This is a genomic window from Corynebacterium sp. HMSC058E07 (assembly GCF_001809885.1).
Lineage (GTDB): Bacteria > Actinomycetota > Actinomycetes > Mycobacteriales > Mycobacteriaceae > Corynebacterium > Corynebacterium macclintockiae.
Genome location: NZ_KV799271.1, coordinates 177,745 through 197,480 on the forward strand (window position 1 = coordinate 177,745; position 19,736 = coordinate 197,480).

At 63.9% G+C, this 19,736-nt stretch carries 18 protein-coding genes and 1 other RNA gene; 7 read left to right on the top strand and 12 right to left on the bottom strand.

Translation table 11 applies throughout. The features are described 5' to 3' along the window. The first annotated feature begins 238 nt into the window (after window positions 1-238). The 4 genes from bioB to HMPREF2678_RS04485 all read left to right on the top strand — a co-directional run bounded on the left by bioB (window position 239) and on the right by HMPREF2678_RS04485 (window position 3,731). Window positions 239-1,306, top strand: a complete 1,068-nt coding sequence (bioB, locus tag HMPREF2678_RS04475; RefSeq protein ID WP_083303412.1) for a biotin synthase BioB — start codon at window positions 239-241, stop codon at window positions 1,304-1,306. A 22-nt stretch (window positions 1,307-1,328) separates the two neighbouring features. Then, the gene (locus HMPREF2678_RS10025; protein WP_034993682.1) at window positions 1,329-1,604 is read left to right on the top strand and encodes a biotin synthase auxiliary protein BsaP; all 276 of its coding nucleotides are present in this window, start codon (window positions 1,329-1,331) and stop codon (window positions 1,602-1,604) included. Window positions 1,605-1,721: 117 nt separating this feature from the next. Further along, on the top strand, window positions 1,722-2,300 hold the full coding sequence (locus HMPREF2678_RS04480; protein ID WP_070551069.1) for an SRPBCC family protein: 579 nt from the start codon (window positions 1,722-1,724) through the stop codon (window positions 2,298-2,300). 15 nt (window positions 2,301-2,315) lie between these two features. Further along, window positions 2,316-3,731 (top strand): glycosyltransferase 87 family protein, encoded by a 1,416-nt coding sequence (locus tag HMPREF2678_RS04485; RefSeq protein ID WP_141747017.1) that lies wholly within the window; start codon window positions 2,316-2,318, stop codon window positions 3,729-3,731. Here HMPREF2678_RS04485 and HMPREF2678_RS04490 read toward each other — a convergent pair. Beyond that, a complete protein-coding gene (locus tag HMPREF2678_RS04490) occupies window positions 3,661-4,953 on the bottom strand; it encodes an MFS transporter (protein WP_070551071.1) in 1,293 nt (430 codons plus the stop codon). The genes HMPREF2678_RS04485 and HMPREF2678_RS04490 overlap by 71 nt on opposite strands. A gap of 43 nt (window positions 4,954-4,996) precedes the next feature. On the opposite strand from HMPREF2678_RS04490, the gene HMPREF2678_RS04495 reads away from it, so the two are divergent. Beyond that, the gene (locus HMPREF2678_RS04495) at window positions 4,997-5,788 is read left to right on the top strand and encodes a sortase family protein (protein ID WP_034977033.1); all 792 of its coding nucleotides are present in this window, start codon (window positions 4,997-4,999) and stop codon (window positions 5,786-5,788) included. On the opposite strand, the gene HMPREF2678_RS04500 is transcribed toward HMPREF2678_RS04495, so the two are convergent. Beyond that, window positions 5,785-8,829 carry a bifunctional [glutamine synthetase] adenylyltransferase/[glutamine synthetase]-adenylyl-L-tyrosine phosphorylase gene (locus HMPREF2678_RS04500; RefSeq protein ID WP_034966201.1) on the bottom strand — a complete coding sequence of 1,015 codons (3,045 nt, stop codon included), beginning with the start codon at window positions 8,827-8,829 and terminating at the stop codon, window positions 5,785-5,787. The two genes, HMPREF2678_RS04495 and HMPREF2678_RS04500, sit on opposite strands and share 4 nt — an antisense overlap. 85 nt (window positions 8,830-8,914) lie before the next feature. Then, window positions 8,915-10,252: a glutamine synthetase family protein gene (locus HMPREF2678_RS04505; protein WP_070551120.1), complete on the bottom strand. Its 1,338-nt coding sequence runs from the start codon at window positions 10,250-10,252 to the stop codon at window positions 8,915-8,917. 92 nt (window positions 10,253-10,344) lie between these two features. Here HMPREF2678_RS04505 and panB point away from each other — a divergent pair, with 92 nt between their 5' ends. Beyond that, a complete protein-coding gene (gene panB, locus HMPREF2678_RS04510) occupies window positions 10,345-11,205 on the top strand; it encodes a 3-methyl-2-oxobutanoate hydroxymethyltransferase (protein WP_070551073.1) in 861 nt (286 codons plus the stop codon). A 354-nt stretch (window positions 11,206-11,559) separates the two neighbouring features. Here panB and HMPREF2678_RS04515 read toward each other — a convergent pair whose 3' ends face one another. The 9 genes from HMPREF2678_RS04515 to HMPREF2678_RS04555 form a co-directional block, all read right to left on the bottom strand. Continuing rightward, the gene (locus HMPREF2678_RS04515) at window positions 11,560-12,318 is read right to left on the bottom strand and encodes a cytochrome ubiquinol oxidase subunit I (RefSeq protein WP_141747018.1); all 759 of its coding nucleotides are present in this window, start codon (window positions 12,316-12,318) and stop codon (window positions 11,560-11,562) included. A 33-nt stretch (window positions 12,319-12,351) separates the two neighbouring features. Then, window positions 12,352-12,753 carry a DUF202 domain-containing protein gene (locus tag HMPREF2678_RS04520; RefSeq protein WP_230580569.1) on the bottom strand — a complete coding sequence of 134 codons (402 nt, stop codon included), beginning with the start codon at window positions 12,751-12,753 and terminating at the stop codon, window positions 12,352-12,354. Further along, on the bottom strand, window positions 12,754-13,152 hold the full coding sequence (locus HMPREF2678_RS04525) for a YidH family protein (RefSeq protein ID WP_035002073.1): 399 nt from the start codon (window positions 13,150-13,152) through the stop codon (window positions 12,754-12,756). Beyond that, window positions 13,142-13,333: an SPOR domain-containing protein gene (locus HMPREF2678_RS04530; protein WP_034980584.1), complete on the bottom strand. Its 192-nt coding sequence runs from the start codon at window positions 13,331-13,333 to the stop codon at window positions 13,142-13,144. Before HMPREF2678_RS04530 ends, HMPREF2678_RS04525 begins: the two co-directional genes overlap by 11 nt. Window positions 13,334-13,371: 38 nt before the next feature. Beyond that, the gene (locus tag HMPREF2678_RS04535; protein WP_070551077.1) at window positions 13,372-14,916 is read right to left on the bottom strand and encodes an RNB domain-containing ribonuclease; all 1,545 of its coding nucleotides are present in this window, start codon (window positions 14,914-14,916) and stop codon (window positions 13,372-13,374) included. Window positions 14,917-14,991: 75 nt separating this feature from the next. Further along, window positions 14,992-15,452, bottom strand: an RNA gene (gene rnpB, locus HMPREF2678_RS04540) — RNase P RNA component class A. 13 nt (window positions 15,453-15,465) lie between these two features. Then, window positions 15,466-16,860 (bottom strand): bifunctional RNase H/acid phosphatase, encoded by a 1,395-nt coding sequence (locus HMPREF2678_RS04545; RefSeq protein ID WP_371325831.1) that lies wholly within the window; start codon window positions 16,858-16,860, stop codon window positions 15,466-15,468. 79 nt (window positions 16,861-16,939) lie between these two features. Then, a complete protein-coding gene (locus tag HMPREF2678_RS04550) occupies window positions 16,940-17,686 on the bottom strand; it encodes a C4-type zinc ribbon domain-containing protein (RefSeq protein WP_035002068.1) in 747 nt (248 codons plus the stop codon). 13 nt (window positions 17,687-17,699) lie between these two features. After that, complete coding sequence (locus tag HMPREF2678_RS04555; RefSeq protein ID WP_083303413.1) at window positions 17,700-18,905, bottom strand: Nif3-like dinuclear metal center hexameric protein; 1,206 nt, start codon at window positions 18,903-18,905, stop codon at window positions 17,700-17,702. Window positions 18,906-19,007: 102 nt separating this feature from the next. Here HMPREF2678_RS04555 and HMPREF2678_RS04560 point away from each other — a divergent pair, with 102 nt between their 5' ends. After that, a complete protein-coding gene (locus HMPREF2678_RS04560) occupies window positions 19,008-19,724 on the top strand; it encodes an HAD hydrolase-like protein (protein WP_083303414.1) in 717 nt (238 codons plus the stop codon). Window positions 19,725-19,736: the final 12 nt, after the last annotated feature.

Consider the following 19,736-nt stretch of genomic DNA (forward strand, 5'->3'; position numbering starts at 1 on the left):
ATTCTAAGACGTGGAATTTGGGACATTACCCCCCTCGCATCACGCGACATCACCCCCTCGCATCACGCGCCCTCACCCCCCGAACTACACGCCCAACCCCCGGTATGTCACACACTGCAATCGCGGTAAGTTAGCATGTGAAACTAAACAGTGTTCAAGGCTAACGCTCAAGAGCGATATGCCCCCATGACTCGCCAAGACGCGCCATGACTCGCACGAGAACTAGAGGAGACCGACGATGACTACTGCGGAAACCAATGCCGCGAAAACCCCCGCGACCGAAAGCCCAGCACAAACCCCCGCGACCGACACCCCAGAAATCCTGAATCTCGCCCGCACGAAGGTTCTGGAAAACGGCGAGCCCCTGAACTACGAGGAAACCCTCCAGGTCCTGCAGCTCGGCGACGAGCACCTGGACGAACTGCTCGACCTGGCTCACCAGGTTCGCCTGAAGTGGTGCGGCGATGCGGTGGAGATGGAAGGCATCATCTCCCTGCAGACCGGCGGCTGCCCCGAGGATTGCCACTTCTGCGCCCAGTCTGGCCTGTTCGAGTCCCCGGTTCGTTCCATCCAGCTGGATATCACCCAGCTGGTCGAGGCTGCGAAGCAGACCGCCAAGACCGGCGCCACGGAGTTCTGCATCGTCGCCGCAGTGAAGGGTCCTGACGAGGACCTCATGAACCAGATGGCGAAGGCCGTCGCCGCCATCCAGGCGGAAGTCGACATCAACGTTGCCGCCTCCATCGGCATCCTCACCCAGGAGCAGGTCGACCGACTGAAGGAGCTCGGCGTCCACCGCTACAACCACAACCTAGAAACCTGCAAGAGCTACTTCCCCGAGGTCGTCACCACCCACACGTGGGAGGAGCGCACCTCCACCCTGGAAATGGTCCGCGACGCAGGCATGGAGGTCTGCTGCGGCGGCATTGTCGGCATGGGCGAAACGGTCGAGCAGCGCGCGGAGTTCGCCATCGACCTGCAGAACCTCAACCCCACGGAGGTTCCGCTGAACTTCTTCGATCCGCGCCCGGGCACCCCATTCGCGGACCTCGAGCCGATGCCGGTCAACGATGCCCTACGCACGATCGGCGCGTTCCGCCTGGCCCTCCCCCGCCAGTTGCTGCGCTTCGCGGGCGGCCGCGAGCTGACCCTGGGCGACCTCGGCGCAGAAAAGGGCCTGCTGGGTGGCATCAACGCCGTCATTGTGGGCAATTACCTGACCACGCTGGGTCGCCCCGCTGAGCGCGACGTGGATATGCTCGGCAAGTTGCAGCTGCCGATCAAGGCTCTGAACGCAACACTGTAGGCGCCTGACCGTGACTTCCTCGATGCCTCTTAGCGAACTTACTGCCCTCTATGTTCTCGGCGGTATCCCTTTATATGACGCCCACACGGGCCAGCCACTCGATACGTCCGACGGCTCTTTGCGCGTCGGTCGCGGGGCTCTTGCACAGGCGAGCCGCGGAGCTCTGGCGGGTTTGGAGCCGCCACGCTTCTGCCCGCTGTGCGGGCGGCGCATGAAGGTGCAGGTGAATCCGATGGGCTGGACGGCGGAGTGTTCCCGGCATGGTGACATGGATTCGTCGATTGTGATGGATGTCTAGCTTGTGGCACGTAGGGTGGAATCACTGCTAGTTCTAGTGCCAAAAGTTCCAGCACAAATTGCATCCAGCACAGACTCCACCACACAGATTCCACCGAAGAAAGGCAATACCCGGACCATGGCAGCACCTGAGATTTCCGCCAGCATTGACGTCAACGCTCCTGTTAGCAAGGTCTGGGAGCACGTCACCGACTTGTCAGCGATGGGCAAACGTAGCCCGCAGTGCAAGAAGATGATCCTACTGAAGGGGCGCGGCGGTAGCAGCGGCTCAGGTGCGGGCACGGCCGGCGCAGGCGCGAGCACGACCAGCGCAGGCTCGGGCACGGCCGGCGCAGGCGCGGGCACAGCCGGCTCAGGTGTGGCCCCGGCGCCGGGATCCATCACCATCAACCTCAACCGCCAGGGCTTCCTGTGGTGGCCCACATGGGCGGTGGTCACGGAGGTCCAGCCAGGCCGGGTCTTCGAGTTTAAGATCCCGCTGAATGGCTCCCACTGGCGCTTCGAGCTGACGGAATCGGCCGACGGTTCCCGCACCACCCTCACGGAGAAGCGGCACATCCCGGGCGGAAACACCTCCCTGATCTCCCGCGCTCTGGTGGCGACCGTCCTGGGCGGGGAGAAGAAATTCGAGGCTGGCCTCCAAGAAGGAATTGAGCAAACTATTCGTGCCATTGCAAGGGAAGCTGAAGGCCTTTAGGTACAGTTCACTTTCGTGAGTGATCAGACGAACCTATCCGCCGCCCCGTGGCCACGATCGAAAATCATCGCAGCCTGGGCGCTGGTGCAGACGGTTATCGTCGGTATCCTTATCTTCTGGCCCTTCGCAAACGGCGATCCGCTGTACTACTTCCGCAACTCCGTGAAGGAGCCAACCCGCCCCCAAAGTGGCGCCATCCCCCTGTCCGAGTACCCGGATGCAGGATTGTGGCCCGTGCGGGCGATCATCCAATTGTGTGGGGATCATACGCGCGTTTTCCTCACCCTCTTCTCGGGGTTTTTGTTAGCCCTGAGCACGGCGTTTTTCTTTTACCTGCTACGCCGCAGCCACCGGGCCGCCCTGTTCTGGACGGCCTTCTCCGCCGCGGCCGGCCCCATCGCCTACTCCCGCCTGGACCTGATCCCCGGCCTTCTGGTCGCAGTCACAGCTGCGGCGCTTTTCACCCATCCAAAGATCGCCTCGGCCCTGCTGGGGTTCGCGGCGATGTCGAAGCTCTGGCCCGCCGCCTTGGCCGCGGGCCTGGTGGATAAGTGGAACCGATCGGCCACGTGGACCCGGCTGGCAACCTTCGCGGGCACGATGTTGGCCGTCGGCGCGATCACGTGGCTGACTTCCGGCTGGGATCGCCTGGTCTCCCCTCTGACGTACCAAGACGTCCGCGGCCTGCAGATCGAGTCGATCCTGGCCACTCCCCTCATCGTCGCCGCGGCCATCGTCCCGGGGCGCTGGCACATCGCCAAAGCCCCGTCAAAGAGCTTCGAGATCTTCGGCCCTGGCGTGGATCAGCTGGTTTTCGTCAGCTCTGTGCTGATGCTCGGAACGGTTCTGTTCGGCCTGGGTTGGGCTCTGTGGCGCTTTCTTTTTGACGCCTGGTCTCCCCGCAGCACCGCCCTCTTCTTCCTGTCCATGGTGCTGCTGCTGATCATCTCCAACAAGGTGTTTTCCCCGCAGTACGTCGTGTGGTTCGGCCCGCTGCTGGCCGTGTTGATAGTGAAGCTGTCGCCGGAGTCTCAGTCTGCACAGGAAAACGAGCCTGTGCTTGATGACCAGCACGCGCAAGTTCGCGAGCCCGCACAGGATGGCGAGCGCGCGCAGGACGTTCTCGGAGAGCTGCCCCGCCTCAGCGTCATCGCTGCCGCCCTCACTACTGTGGTGTTCCCTTTTACCTACAACCTCCTCTTCGAGGGGCCGCATTGGTTCGCCGCGCTCGTGCTTGCTCTGCGCAACATCCTGATGGTGTACATCACCTTCTTGGCGATCAAGCTCACCATCCGCGAAGGGCTTAAGTCGCGAGTCTCCGGCGGGCTGGGGGCTGTGGGCGTCCTAAAGAAAAGAAAGACTAGGAATAGTAGCGAGCGTTTCGATCCCGCGAAAGCCACATTCCGCAGAAACCAAGCGCCCACACAGTAGCCACGGCTAACCAGGCCGCACCGAAGTTACCCCAGGTGTAGTGGCCATCGGGGGCCTGGACGTTCAGTAGGATTCCGACGGCTTGGGCGCCGATCATGCCCGCGACCCAGCCGCCCATATTCGCCAAACCCGTGCCTGTGGCGACGAAGCGACGGTCCACCTTTTCGCGCACAGAGTCGAAGCCCAAGTTCGCAACGGGACCGGTGAAGCCCATGACCACGTTCATCAGGCACGCAGCCCACAGCACTCCAGTCGGCGCGGAGGTGAAAAACCACAGCCAGCCCAGCCAGCCGGTGATAGAAAAGAGCATCACCACGTACATGCGGCGGCTGTAGAAACGCGCGGATAGCAGGCCTACGATCGGGCCGACTGCCACAGAGGCGAGGGTGCCCAGGGATAGTGCTAGACCGGCTTGATCCTTTGGCAGCCCCATGCCCAAAGTCATGATCGGCAGTCCCCATAGCAGCGTGAACACCACCAGAGCTCCCAGGCCGGTCCAGTGGATGAAGAAGGCGTGCCAGCAGACTCGGTTGGTCAGGACATTCGCCAGGATCGTCTTGACGGGCAGGCGCTGGTCGGGCGCGGCGGGTACGGCAGCCTTAGCGGACGCGGGCTTAGCGGGCTCGGGCGCGTCCTTCACCAGCACTCCCGCGGCCATGGCCAGCAGCGCACCAACCGCACCGAGGCTGAGGAAGCCCACCTGCCAGCTGGTCGCGTGCAGCAGGCTAAGGAAAGGCACGGCCGACAGGAACTGGCCGAACTGCCCCACCGCGCCCGTCAGCTGCCCCATCAGCGGGGCGTGGCGCAGCGGAATCCAGGCGGGGATCAGGCGCATCACGGACAGGAAGGCCGTGGCATCGCCCGCTCCGATCAGCATGCGGGCGCCGATCGCCACTGGATAGCTGGTGGTGCACGCCAGGATGAACTGCCCCAGCGCCATCACAAAGGCACCCGCGACCATGAGTTTCCGCGGCCCGAAGCGGTCGATCAGCAACCCCACGGGGATCTGCGACAGCGCATACACCGCCAGCTGCAGCGCGGTGAATACCGCCAGTTGTGCTGCGTTGATGTGGAAGCGGTCGATCGCATCCACGCTGGCCACGCCGAAGGAAGTGCGCCCCGTCACCGCCAGGGTGTAGCACAGCACTCCGGCTGCCCACACCAGCAGCGCCCGGCCGCTGAGTTTGTCGGCACTTGGGTTGTCTTTCTCTCTTGCCGTCACTTGTCCAACGCTACTCGTCGATAAATAGATAAACTTATTCACCATGAGCTTTACCCGTCCCTTTAGCAATCGTCGCCGAGTAGCCGCCGCCGTTGTCGCGTTATTGGTCGTGATCGCGTTGCTTGTGTGGGCGGTGGGTAGCTTTTCTGGTGATGACGCCCCCTCGGCCTCCAACGGCACCAACTCCAGCGAGGGCACCGGCGGTTCTGCTTCGTCTTCGTCTTCGTCCTCAACGCCGAAGCCCAGCAAGAAGAAGGAACCGAAGTCGGAGGACGAGGGTGATCCATCGGTAGTTCCGGGGCAGGTCGGGCAGACGGGAACGTTCAACATGGACGGCCCCGCCCCGGTGCAGGGTGCGACTTTTGCATCTATGCCTTATGCGCTGCCACTGAACCCGGCGGGTCCGCAGAACACGATGGTGCGCTGGGTGGACGGCTGGGGAGTATCCCCCGCCGATGCGAAGAAGGGCACGATGTACGTGCTGGGACACGCCTGGGGTTCCGCCCCGCTGGTGTTTAACCCGCTGAGCGAGGCCGTGACCGCCGACGTGAACCTGAACGCCCCGGCGAAGACCGTTACCGGTACGGATGGGAAGCCGGTGAAGCGCTACTCTTCGGACGTGCTAAACGGGGCGCGAATCAAGATGCGCGATGGCGCGAACCACCAGCGCACCTGGAAAGTCACCCGCAGCTGGCTGGTGGACAAGAACGAGGCCATTGTCGACCCGGACATCATGGACGACAAGCGGCCGGGGCGGATTGTGTTGATCGCCTGCTCGGTCTCCGGAACCAGCGACCTGGGCTACAACGTGATCGTCGAGGGTGAGCTGGTCTAGCCGCCGTAGTCGATGCCGACGTCCTCGCCCCAGAAGATCCTGTCCACCACTCGGTGGGCTTTGCGGGTTTTCTTCAGGTAGTCGTCCAGGAACTCCTGAGCCTTCTCCGGCGGCCAGTGGGCGGCAGCCGCGACGTGACGCAGCTGGTCGCCGTGGCTGGGCAGCTGATCCTTTCGCTTGCCCTTGACCAGCACAATCGCATTGCGGGCAACAGTGGCGGTGAGCCACGCTTCGCGCAGAATGTCGGCGTCCGACTCGGCGATGAACTCGCCGCTGGCGAGCTCGCGCAGCATCTCCAGGGTGGAGGTGTTACGCAGGTTCTGGGCATCATCCCCGTGCTGCATGGCCAGCAACTGCACCGTCCACTCCACATCCGTCAGGGCACCACGGCCCAGCTTGGTGTGGGTCTTGCGATCGGCCCCTCGGGGCAGACGTTCGGAATCCACGCGGGCCTTCATCCGGCGGACTTCCTGGACGACCTTGTCGTCCACGCCACCCGGCGGGTAGCGGAAGTCGTCGATCATGCGCAGGAACTCGATGCCCAGGTCCTTGTCACCGGCAATCCAGGTGGCGCGCAGCAGAGCCTGCATCTCCCACGTCTCGCCCCACTCCTTGTAGTAGCGGCGATAGGAATCCAAGGTTCGAACCACCGGGCCGTTTCGGCCCTCTGGGCGCAGATCAATATCCACATCCAGCGGCGGGTCCTGGCTGGGCCTGCCCAGCCGCGTGCGTACCGAGTCACAAATGGAGGTAGCCCACTTCAGCGCCTCTGATTCGTCCGCTCCTTCGACAGGCTGAGCGACAAACATCACGTCGGCGTCCGAACCATACCCCAGCTCCGCACCGCCCAAACGACCCATCCCGATGACGGTAATGCGGGCGGGCGCATTGGCGACGTTTTCGTCCTCCCAGAAACGAATCTCGGCGCGCAGGGCGGCCTCCAGCACCGCGTCCCACACCCAGGACAGGGACACGCAGACCTGCTCTACATCCATGAAGCCCAGCAGGTCAGCCGCGGCGATGCGGGCCAGCTCCGCGCGGCGCAGGGAGCGGGCGACGGCGATCGCCTTGTCCGGGTTCAGGTGCCGACCAGCGGCCGCGACCAGGGAGTGGGTCACCACCTGCGGCTCGCGAGCCAGGAACTTCGGGCCGGTGGCACCATCGGACAGAACCTTCACGGAATCCACCGAGTTGAGGAACAGCTCGGAGGCATAGGGCGAGGTGCCGAGGATGTGCATCAGGCGCTTGCCCACGATGTTTTCATCGCGCAGCAGTCGCAAGAACCAGCTGTAGTCGTGCGCGGCCTCCGACATTTTGCGATAGTTCAGCAGGCCGGCATCCGGATCAACGGTTTTGCCGAGCCATTCCAGCAACGTGGGCAAGATGATGGCCTGGAGTTTTGCCTTGCGGCTCTTCCCCGCTGCTAGCGCACTCAAGTGCTCAAATGCACGATCCGGGTACGCGTATCCCAAGGCGGCAAGCTGGCGCTTGGCGGCCTCCGGAGACAGGCGAATGGTATCTGCCTCCATCGCTGCCACCGAAGTAAGCAATGGGCGGTAGAACAGTTTCGAATGCAGGTGGCTGACCTGTAGGTTAACGCGCTTGACATCCGCGGATAGCTGCTCGTCCATCGACCTGGTGCCCTCCGGTCGGCAGCCGGCTGTGCGACCCAGCCATACACGTGCGCGGATGTCCTCCTTGGGCGGCAGGGTGTGGGTGCGCTTAAGGCGCTGTAATTGCAGGCGGTGCTCAAGCAGGCGCATGAACGCATAGTCTTCCTGCAGGCTCTGGCAATCTGCCCGGCCGATATAGCCACCTGCGGCCAGAGCATTCAACGCGGAGACGGTGGAGCGGGTACGCAAAGATTCGTCGGTGCGCCCGTGCACCATCTGCAGAAGCTGGACTGCAAACTCGATGTCGCGCAGGCCCCCGGGGCCCAGCTTCAGTTCGCGGGCGCGGAGCTCGTCCGGGATGTTCTCGATCACGCGGCGGCGCATGGCTTGGACGTCCGGGACGAAGTCCTCGCGCTCGGCGGCCGACCACACCAGGGAAGCCAGGGAGTCCACGTAGTCCTGCCCCAGCTCCATGTCGCCGGTCATTGGCCGGGCCTTCAACTGAGCCTGGAACTCCCAGGTTTCGGCCCAACGGTTGTAGTAGTTCACATGCGATTCCAGGGTGCGCACCAGCGCACCGCTCTTGCCCTCGGGGCGCAGTGCCGCATCCACCTCAAAGAACACGCGAGTGCCGATGTTGATGAACTCCCCTGCCCAGCGCGTAGCCTTCGGGTCTGCGGGTTCGGCAACAAAGATGACGTCCACGTCCGAGATGTAGTTCAACTCCTGCGCACCGCATTTGCCCATGGCTAGTACGGCAAGCCGGGCGGGTTCCTCGTCGGCGTCATACACCTGCGCACAAGCCACTGCCAGCGCGGTGGTCAGGGCAGCATCCGCAGCATCCGACAGGCGTCGGGAGACCAGCTCGAAGCTGACTGGTTTGCATGGCTTCTGTCCGCGCTGAACAAAAGTGCCCGCCACATCCACAGCGGCGATGCGGGCCAGGATTGTGCGATAGGCAAGGCGCATGGCGTCGTCGGCCTGCGAACCGGTAACGGCTGCGCGGAACACCCGTTCACCCGCGCCCTCAACGCGCGTCGCCTCGACGCTGTCCAGCATCAGCTGCATCATCTCTTGAGAGGTGGGCATGCCCGATTCCAGCTGCTTCCACTCCTGCGGATGGGCGACAATGTGATCACCCAACATCGACGATGCACCGAAAAGCCCCAGTAGCCGCACGGCGAAGGTGCGGGACTCGGCAATGCGATCCAGCAGCTCAGATGCCCCATCACCCAGCGCCTCCACCAGGCGAATCAAGTTATTCAGCGCCAGATCCGGATCCCCCGTCGCCGCGAGCGTCCACATCTGCTCCGCGTGCTGGGTATCCACCCAGCCCAAGCGCTGCAGGTCCTCCTGCGCCTTGGGGTGCGTCAGCCCCAAACTGCGGGCGTTGGGCACGGAAGATCGCGAGCTGCGTGGGCGGGTCATAAAGTGCAGGTGCTCCTGGGGTTAGTGAAGGTGAGTACGTGAGGGCGTCAATAAATAGATCAATAAAAGAGAGTCAACTAAGGAATCAGAAAGACAAGTTATTCCGCAGCTCCCACGGCGTGATCTGCGACTGGTATTCGTACCACTCGCGCCACTTGTTGCGCAGGAAGTACTCGAAGACGTGCTCGCCGAGGGCATCGGCGACTAGCTCGGAACGCTCCATCTCGCGCAGCGCGCTGTTCAGATCAGACGGCAAATCCTTGTAACCTGCGGCGATGCGCTCACGGCGGGTCATGCGGGAGACATCCTCCTCCGCCGGGGCGGGCAGCTCGTAGTCCTCCTTGATGCCCTTCAGACCCGCCGCCAGCAACACCGAATACGCCAGGTACGGATTGCACGCGCTATCCGGCGAACGCACCTCCACGCGACGGGAAGCCGCCTTGTGCTGCGTGTACATCGGCAGGCGCACCATCGCGGAACGGTTCGACGCACCCCACGCCGCCGCGCGCGGAGCCTCATCGCCGGACGTAATGCGCTTATAGGAGTTCACCCACTGGTTCGTCACCGCAGTGATCTCCGGCGCGTGCTCCAGAATGCCCGCGATAAAGGACTTCGCCGTACCGGACAGACGCAATTCGTCATCCGGGTCGTGGAAGGCATTGGTATCCCCCTCGAACAGCGACATGTGGGTGTGCATGGCCGAACCGGCATGCTCCTGGAAAGGCTTCGGCATGAACGTCGCCGCCACTCCATTGCGGCGGGCTACCTGCTTAATCAAGTAGCGGAAAGTCATCACGTTATCTGCCATCGTCAGGGCATCGGCATAGCGCAGATCGATCTCCTGCTGCCCCGGCGCGTTCTCGTGGTGAGAGAACTCCACCGAAATACCCATGTGCTCCAGCGCGCCAATCGCGTGGGCACGGAAGGCAGGCGCGTCGTCGGTAACCGCCTGGTCGAAGTATCCCCCGTTATCCGTCGGCACGGGCGGGTAGCCATTGGTCTCTAGCTCCTTGACCAGGAAGAACTCAATCTCCGGGTGCACATAGCAGCTGAAGCCCTGGTCCGCTGCGGCCTTCATCTGGCGGCGCAGAACCTGGCGCGGATCCGCCCACGAAGGGGTGCCATCCGGCATCGCAATATCGCAGAACATGCGCGCCGACAGCTCCCCGGTATCGGATTTGAAAGGCAGGATCTGGAACGACGACGGATCGGGCTGTGCGATCGTGTCGGATTCCGCCACGCGCGAAAACCCTTCAATCGCCGAGCCGTCAAAGCCGATGCCCTCCTGGAACGCCCCCTCCAGCTCCGCCGGCACCACCGCCACGGACTTGAGGTACCCCTGGATATCCGTAAACCAAAGGCGAACGAAGCGGATATCGCGCTCTTCCAACGTGCGCAGAACATATTCCTGTTGGCGATTCATAGAACCCATTGTAAGAGCTTCCCTCTTCGCCGCGCCCCCTTTCCTGGCCTTCGCCGGTGGCCGGGTCGTTGGTGCTGGGGGCGTCACTTAGAATGAACAGCATGACTGCAACATCTGGAACATCGGGCTCCACCCCCACCGGCTACCTGGTCCCCACCAAGAAGGTGCGCATCGCCGACCTGAAGGCGCGCAAAGGATCCGGCGAGCCGTTCGCGATGCTGACCGCCTACGACTACTCCACCGCCGTCGCCTTCGCCGAGGCCGGGGTGGAGATCATGCTGGTCGGCGATTCTGCCGCGAATGTGGTCTTTGGTTACGACGCCACCCAGCGCATCAGCATGGACGAAATGGTCTACCTGGTCGCCGCCGTCGTCCGCGGGGCTGGCAATGCCGTTGTGGTCGCTGACCTGCCCTTCGGCACCTATGAGGCCTCGGACGAGCAGGCCGTGAAGGCCGCCACCGAGATGCTGCATCGCACAGGCGCGCACGCGGTGAAGATCGAAGGCGGGGTGCGGATGGCGGATCGCATTCGCGCTATTACGGACGCCGGTATCTCCGTCTGTGCCCACATCGGCTTTACTCCGCAGTCCGTCAACCAGCTGGGCGGTTTCAAGGTGCAGGGCCGCGGGGCTGGGGCCGAGCAACTGCTGGCCGACGCCCGCGCTGTGCAGGAAGCCGGTGCCGACATGGTGGTGCTGGAGATGGTGCCCGCGGACGTGGCTGCTTCGGTAACCAAGGAGCTGGCCATCCCGACGATTGGCATCGGCGCAGGTCCAGATTGTGATGGGCAGGTTCTGGTGTGGCACGACATGGCTGCCTTCCCGGCCGGTGGGCACCGTCCGCGCTTCGCTAAGCAGTGGACTTCGGTGGGCGCGGATATGACTGCCGCCGCGGCTGCCTACAAGCGGGAGGTCGCTACGGGCGAATTCCCGGCAGCGGAGCACTGCTTCTAGGCCTGCTGGCGCCTCCTTGCCGCCGCGCCACACCAGCCCCACTGGCCCCACCCCATCTCCTCGCCCGCCAGACCCCAGCCGAGCCTGTCACACCAGCCCCACTGGCCACTCTGACACCCTTCGAGCGGGCTGGCGCCGCCTTATAAACCACTAAATGTCGTTAAAGTGGGAATTCGTCTTCCCGAACAAATTTTTCCAACCGGTAAAACTGCCCTGACCTGCAACTTTACGCTATCTGCAATCGTCGCCAGTAAGGTTTTACCACTTTAACGACATTTAGCGCGCCAGCCACCGCCAGTTACCACGAGCCACTGTCAGCCACCGCCAAGCATCGCCAGCCACCGCCAGCCACCACTAGCTTCGCCCAGAAATGTAAATCTTAAGCCGAACCGGCATGCCGCCGCCAGGCGAGTTTTCTAAATCCATCCCTACACTTTCTCGAATATATTCTGGCCTCTCCCCAAAATAAAAATGGGGATTTAAACTAAACTCTTTCCCTCCCTTAACAGCATGAACACCGGAATCCAGATAGCCGCCGCAGAGGATTGACTTCTCATGCTTGTCATCCCCTTGATCCCTACATCCCACAAGGTCATACTGCATTAACTCTGGGTCACTAGACAAAGCGTCTTGGATCTCTCGATGGTACTTCTCCAAAAATGTCTTCTTGGTGTGATCCATTCTCACAGTGTTCATTGGGGAATCTTCCGACACCATGGGAACCGCCCTCCCATTCCCATATTTATCCAGCGCGTAGATTTTGGAGGATATTCCACCCGGGAACAGCACTAATTTGAAGGACAACGGAACAGAAATCACGTATATCGCAAAGGACAGAGCAAAGATAACTGTCCACAAACGGGTTTGTCTGCCGGGGTTCTTTTTTCTCCAAACCGATCTGGAAATCAAAATAATGATTGTCACCCAGGCCATAATGCTGGACAGAACAGTAAAGAGGATCAACCCGTGAAAGATGAGATCTAAGACATTAGCCCCTGGGGCAACATCAGAGACGTCAAAAGTCCGATAGAAAACATCTATGTCCACCAGCTCTTGCCCCTCTATTCTCACTGCACACAGCTGCCCACCTTGAACGGTGTGCTTTATCAACACTTAGGACAGTACAACAGTATTAAGCGGTTGGGGCTAGATGGCGTCCAGAATAACGAAGATGGCGGCGACCACGCCGCAGATCAGGACCGCCGCAGTCACCGCGACGACCGATCCGACGTTGGCAGTGAGGCGTTCGGCGCGCAGGCCGGCGCTGAAGCGCAGGTAGCGACGCCTTTGGGTCAGCAGAATCAGCGCTGCGAGCAGCACCAACACTCCTGCGGCGGGCAGGACGATCACACCGTAGCGGCCGATCCATCGGAACAGCATCGCGCTGACGACCAGCAGCGCCAACAAGGTGCGCTGCCACGACAAGCTGGTGCGCTCCGGTTGAAGTCCCAGGTCAGAGTGCGGGCGCGCAGGAGTCTGGCGCGTAGTCCGGCGCGCGGAAGTCCGGCGCGCAGGAGTCCGGCGCGCGGAGGGCCGAGGCGCAGGCAACTACAGCTCCATCCCGAAGTCGCCGAAGATCACAAACCCCAGCGCCACGGCGCAGGCGACCACGGCCACGCCCGCCAAGAAGGGCACGATCGCGGGCACAGGCAAAGCCTTCCCGGTGCGCATGGCACGTTCCACGCGAAGCCAGCGCACCGCCGCACCCAGCCCGATCAGCATGCCGACGAGCAGCACCAACACAGCTGCGCCGCTCCACAGGTGCTCGGGGACGCTCGGAGAACGGAACGCTTCCAAAGCTACACCACCGGCAAGAAACGCCAGGCTAGTGCGGATCCAGGCCAGGAAGGTCCGCTCGTTGGCGAGGGTGAAGCGCGGGTCGGGCTCCTCCCCTTCGGGCAGTAGCGTGCGCGCCAGCCACGAGCGCTCGGAGTCCTTAGTCGTCATTCTCTTCCGCGTCGTACTCCTCGGCCTCCTTGGCGCGCCGCTGCGCGGTCTCGATAGCCGCCTGGGCCTCCTCGCGCGAGTCGTAGGGCCCCATGCGGTTTTCCCAGGCGCCTTCCTTACCCTGGCTGACCTGCCCAGTCTTCGTGTCGTAGTACCACTTCTGCGCATCGTTTTCGCTCATATGCCTATGTGTACCACACGCGCCGGACAGCCCCCGAGCTAATCCGCTGGCCAGGCGAAACGCACCTTTCGCGCTGCGGGCTCGGCGATGACCAGGGTTACTTTTACTGTTGACGCCTCGTCCGGGCCGCCAACACAAGTCGTCAAGATGGGCGGCTGTTCGACCAGGATTTTTGCTTTGTCTGCGCCGTCGCTATGCAGGACGGTGGCGTTGAAGTTTTGGCCGACCCACGGTTGCAGAACGACTGCCTCGGTGAGGTTCAGGCAGGCGCGGTCGACGGCGCTAGCCGTCTGGCCGCTGGACTTCATCGTGCTGAGTACCTGGTCCACGTTAGCGGTGACCCACTCCGGGATTGGCTGGGAGCTGGCGATCGCCAGGCAAACCTCCGTGGCGAAGCGGTCCACCAGCCGGCGCAAAGGCGCGGTGACGTGCGCGTAGTGGCCACCGATGCCGGCGTGGATACTGGGCTCTGCGTCGGCATCCTCGCCCGCGCCGGCCGCGCCAGCTGGCTTCTCGCTGTCCGCGCCGCCGGATTCAGACTCACCAGCCTCAGCACCCCCGCCGACCAGGCCGAAGTGCTGGTACCCCGCCCCGCGCAGGAGACTCTGCGCGTCGCGCATGAGTGCCATGCCGCGCGGCGTGGAGGCGTCAATATCAGCGAGCAATTCCCCGATCGAACGACCGGAGCGATCAAAGCCCAACGCGCGCGCACCGTTGTCGAACGCGGCGATTTCCTTGTCCCCGGCGGGCGGCAGAGTGCGCAGGATGCCGACCCCGGCGCGCACCATCATCTCACCTGCGCACATACCCGCCAGCAGGGAAAGCTCGGAGTTGAAGTCGTTCATCTCCAGGCGCTCGTCGATGTCCAGGACGTAGCGCTCGGTGCCGTCGTCACTTTCGGTGCGCTCCACGGAAATGGAAGGCAAGCGCAAGTTGATAGCCTTTCGCCGCAGGTCAGAGGACTGGCGCGCCCGGCCTACATCTGGCAGCTGCGCGATGGCGGGGTGCAGAGTGCCACGCTTCATGTCCGCCTCAACCTCGGTGTAATCGAAGCGCTTCACGGAGCGGATCAGCGCGCGGTAGACGGTGCAGTCCGCGACCTCACCGTCGGCTCGCAGCAGAATATCCCACACCACGGCGGGGCGGGTCTGGTCCGGCAGCAGCGAGGCACTGCCCTCGGACAGCTCCGCGGGGTGCAGGCGGGTCGGCTCGTCGGGCAGGTACATAGTCTGGCCGCGCTGCAGGGACTCCGCCATCAGAGCCCCGGCCGGGTCGACGAACGCTGCAACGTCCGCGATGGCGTAGCGCACGCGCCACCGAGCCGCGCCGTCAGCCGGGTCCGCGCCGCCACCGCCAGCCCCGCCAGCCCCGTCTGCGTCCTGAATGCTCACCGCCTGATCCAGGTCCATCGAACCGGCCGGGTCGATCGTCACAAAGGGAACATCCAGCAGGTCGCGGCGCTGATCCGCGTACCGGTCGGTGGCCTGCAGAGCCTCGGCGTGCACGTCCTCCGGGAAGTGTTCCGGCAATTCGAACTCCTCGGCGATGGTGCGGAAGTTCAGCTCGGCGGCGAAAAGTTTCATGCCTTCAAGAGTGGCACAACCGCCCCACCCGCGGCAGCCCAACGCCCCGCCCCAGCCACACCCCAAAAGATTTTTGCGTCGAGACGACCTGTGAGCCGGATTCTGTCCTATCCCCCGCCCGCCCCGCAGCACCTATGGCACGCGAGGACAGCGTGGGACGAGGCGATCATCCATCTGAGCGCACCATTGCTGATGGCTTCAAGCGGCCTACCTGCTCATTGTTGGGCGGGCAGCCCTAGAGCTACGCCGCACGTCTGCACTATCTGGGATAGCGCGCGTGCGGGCACCTTGACCTTGCTCCCGGTGGGGTTTACCTAGCCACCCCAGTCACCTGGGGCGCTGGTGCGCTCTTACCGCACCTTTTCCCCCTTACCCGCCTGTGGCGGGCGGTTTGTTTTCTGTGGCACTGTTCCCGCGGGTCGCCCCGGGTTGCTGTTAGCAACCACCGTTGCCCTGTGGAGTCCGGACTTTCCTCCGCGCCCGGCCTGCCCCGTGTGCAGGGTGGTTCCGCGCGCCGCGATCGCCCGGCCGTCTCGACAAGGGTTAACTCTAGCGCACCGTTTCTGTATCCAGGAAGTGCGTATCGTTCACCCGTCGCACTACTGCACTGTCTTTATTCTGGACGCCCACTTCTCCCCCGCGGACCGCCCCATCGGCACCGAAGATCTCGATGACGGAAAGCCCCGCCAGGTCCAGGTGCAGTGTGCGGTAGATGGCACCGCTTGCGCACAGCGCGTGGCGCAGGATGGATTTGATGGGGGTGACGTGGCTGACCAGCACGACGTCCTCGCCCGGGTGGTTGCGGGCTACGTCGCGGAGGAATGGGCGGACGCGGGCGAGCACGTCATCGGGGCTTTCACCTCCGCTGGGGGCGGCGGAGCTGTCCCAGAGGCAGGCGTCGTGCTCGAGGGGGAATTCGTCCATGACCTCGGCAAAGGTGCGGCCTTCCCAGTCGCCGAAGTTCATCTCAATGAGGGCCTCGGTGGTGTGGACGCGGGGGCGGGCTGGAGCGCCGCCACCAGCCCCGCCGGCGTTCGCAAGTGCCTCGGCCACGGCCTCCGCGGTCTGGCGAGTGCGCTTCAGCGGAGAGCTGTAGATAGCCACCGCGCCAGCGTTACCACTTGAGCCAGCGCCACCACGCGAGCCGCCGCCAGCACTTGAGCCAGCCAGCTGCTCTGCCACGTACGCTGCAGCCCGCTTGGCCTGCTCTTGTCCGTGCGCGGTCAACTCCGGGTCGGAGAGTCCGGAGAACTGCCGCTGAACACTCATTTCCGTCTGCCCGTGACGTAGCACCCACAGGCGCGTCGGCTTCCCGCCGGGATGCCATTCCGGCGAGCTTACGGCCTCCTGCGCCGGAGCCGGTGCCGTCCCCGTCGGTGCAGCAGGAGCCGTCTGCGCCGAAACAGCTGGCGTCGCCTGCGCCGGAGCAACCTCCGCAGACCCTGCCCTGGCCCCCGCGCCAGCGCTCGCTGAATCGGCGGCAGGTTGGAACGAGAGGGCGTCATCAAACCAGCGACCCCCAACCTTGTCATCCATGGCGCGGTTGGCCAGCTCGTCGGCGCGCTTGTTCTGCGCGCGCGGCACCCAGCTATAGGTCACGGTGGCGAGGGTCGCTTCCAGCTCCTTCACCCGCGCGGCCAGGGGCTTCATGTCGGGGTGCTTGATTTTCCAGCGGCCGCTCATCTGCTCGACGACGAGTTTGGAATCCATGCGCACCTGGATCTCCAGCTCGGACGGCGCGACACCGCGCATTTTCGCGACTTCGATGGCCAGCTCCAGGGCATTGATGAGCCCCTGGTACTCGGCCACGTTGTTGGTGGCCTTGGCGATGAACTCCCAGCGTGCGGCGACTTCCTGGTCGCCATCCAGAACCGAGCTGCCACAGCCAGCGATGCCCGGATTACCGCGGGATCCTCCGTCGCATTCCACGTCTAAGCGCATCATTCATCACCCTCGTCTACCGAAAACCATCGTCTGCCGTCTTGCACAACCTCGCGCTGCCGTGCGCGATCTTCACGCCACTTTATCGCAGCAGCAGGACATTACACTCAGGGCACCGCGGCACTTCCCCACTACCACTGTCGGCCAGCGCGTCGAGTTCCTTCATCGACAGCGGGTCGAGCTCCATGAAGCACGCCTGGCACGTCCGCCCTTGCAGCTCTGCGGCACCCACGCCATGCTCGGACATCTGCTGGTCGTAGGCCTGTAGTAGGCCAGGGTTCGTGTCCTCTAGCGCTGTCCGCCGCTGGGCTAGCCGCGCCTGGATCGCAGAAATATCCGCCTGCAGCGCACTGGTCGCCCGCTCCACGTCGGTCCGCGCGGCGGCGATGTCCGCGTCGATCTTCGCGTGCGTCTGGCTATCGGCCTGCTCGGCAGCAGTGTTGGCTCCGCTAAACAGCGACTGCACCTTCGCGGAGCGTTCCAGCCGCTGTTCCATCTCCCGCAAGCGGTCGCGAGTACTGCGCAGGTCGTGCTTTAGATCCCGCCGCCGTTCGGGGTCGGTCTGCGCGCTGAGCCCCGCCACGTTGGCGCGCTCGCGCTCCTTCAACTTCGCCACGTCCTGGCGGAGGCGCTGCACCGTCGCCTGGTCACTCCTGACCTGCGCCTTATTCAGCACATTTTTACGCTGCTCCGCCCGCTTCTTCGCCAGCAGCTCCTCCAGCGCCGCCTGTTCAGGCAGGGAATGCAGCCGCGCCTGTGCGATCCCCAGCTCCTCCTGGTCGCGCGCCAGGTCTGCCAGTGTGTGTCGGTCCTCATTCGTCCAGCGCATCGCAGTAACCCTCCTATTGTTCGTGCACGGTCCACGGATCGGTGCGCACGTCGATCACTGTGGTCTGTGCCTTGGTCGCTTTCTTAATGACGCCCTCCGCCTGGAAACACCACGGAAACTCGCTGGCCCAGTGGGCGGTATCGATGACCGGGCATCCGCCCATGCGTAGGTGTTCATCCACCGGGTGGTGGCGCAAGTCGGAGGTGACGAAGCAGTCCACATTCATTTTTGCGACTTGGCCCAGGAAGCTGTCGCCGGCGCCGCTGGCGACGGCGACGGTGCGGATCATGGCGTCCGGGTCTCCGGCTGCGCGCACGCCCCATTCGGTGCGGGGTAGGCGCTCGGCTACACGGGCGGTGAACTCCCGCAGAGTCATAGGGGTATCCAGCTCGCCGACGCGCCCGATGCCCAGCTGCTGATCGGCGGGCGTGGGCAGGGAGGTTTCCACGCAGTCGTAGGCCGGCTCCTCGTAAGGGTGTGCCTTAATCAAGGCCGCACGGATGGCTTCCCGCTTCGCGGCGGGGGCTACGAATTCAATGCGGACCTCCTCGACCGTCTCGACCTCCCCCACCGCGCCGAGGTGCGGATTCGCGCCTTCCGTAGGCAGGAACTGCCCGGTGACGGAGAACTCAAAGCAGGCCTGTTCATAGTCACCCTGCGCACCGCCGCCTGCGGAAAAGATGGCGGATTTCACTGTGGGGGCGTCATTAAGAGGAACGGTGAAGCCCCACTTATCGGTGCCGGAAGGGATCGGCCGCAATGCTGCGCCCGGGGTGATGCCGAGGAGTTCGGCAAGGCGATCGTTCACGCCAGGGCGGGCGGAATCGGCGTTCGTGTGCGCGGCGAACAGAGCGATGCCGTGGCGGATGAGCTTGTGGACGATGCGGCCCTTCGGGGAATTGGCGGGCACGGCGGTGACGCCGCGGAGCAGCAGAGGATGGTGAACCACGAGCATCTGCGCGCCCTGGGCGATGGCGGCGTCCACGACGGCATCGGTGCAGTCCAGGGCGAAGGCGACCTTGTCGGCGGGCTCGGCGGGGTCGCCGCAGATCAGGCCGACTGCATCCCAGGATTCGGCGAGGTAGGGCGGGTAGGCGGCCTCCAAGGCGGCGACGACGTCAGCGACGGTGGTGTTGGCGGCGGAGGTCGCGGCGGTTTCGGTCGCGGCGGGGGTCGCGGCGGTTTCAGGCGCGGCGGGGTTGGTAGATGACTCTGGCACGGATTCTCCTGGGGTACTGCTTTGTGCGACTGGCACTAAATGCTGCTGGCACTGCTGTCTGCATGCTCCACCCAGCCTAGCCAGATCTGACAGACTGGAGGAGTGCGAGATTTACCAATTCTGCTTGTAGACGTAGACGGAACGCTGATGGATAGCTACCCCGGCATCCGCGCCAGCTTTGTAGAAGCACTGGAGGCACACGGGGTGCCGGTTCCTCCCGAGGAGCGCGTGCGGCAGATCCCCGGACCGCCGATGGTCGAGACTCTGCGGGACATCGGGCTGGAAGGCGAGCTGCTGCAGAAGGTCTTCGACACGTACCTGTCGGACCAAGAGAACGGCCGCTGGCAGGAAGCCACCCCCTTCCCGGGCATGCGCGACCTGCTGGAAAAATGGTCCGGCGAAGGCATTGTGCTGTCGACCGCGACATCGAAATCCGAGGTCTCGGCGGAGCGGATCCTGCGCGAACACGACATGCTGAAGTACTTCGCGGTTCTCGGCGCCGCCCAGGAGGACGGCACGCGCCGGTCCAAGGCCGCCGTCATCGAGTACGCGCTGGAGCAGCTGAAAGAGGCCCCCGAGGTGCGCGAAGTGCTGGCGCACATGAGCGCCGAGGAAGGCCTGCAGGCTCTTGACCCGACGAAGATGCTGCTGATCGGCGACCGCATCCACGACGTGGAGGGCGCCGCGCAGTCCGGCATCCCCACCGTGCTGGTGGGCTGGGGCTATGGCTCTGCGGAGGAGCGCGCCAAGGCCGCCTACACCGTGGACACTCCCGAGGAACTGGACGCTCTGGTGCAGCGCTGGGCCAACGAGGGCTAGCCGGATCGGCGA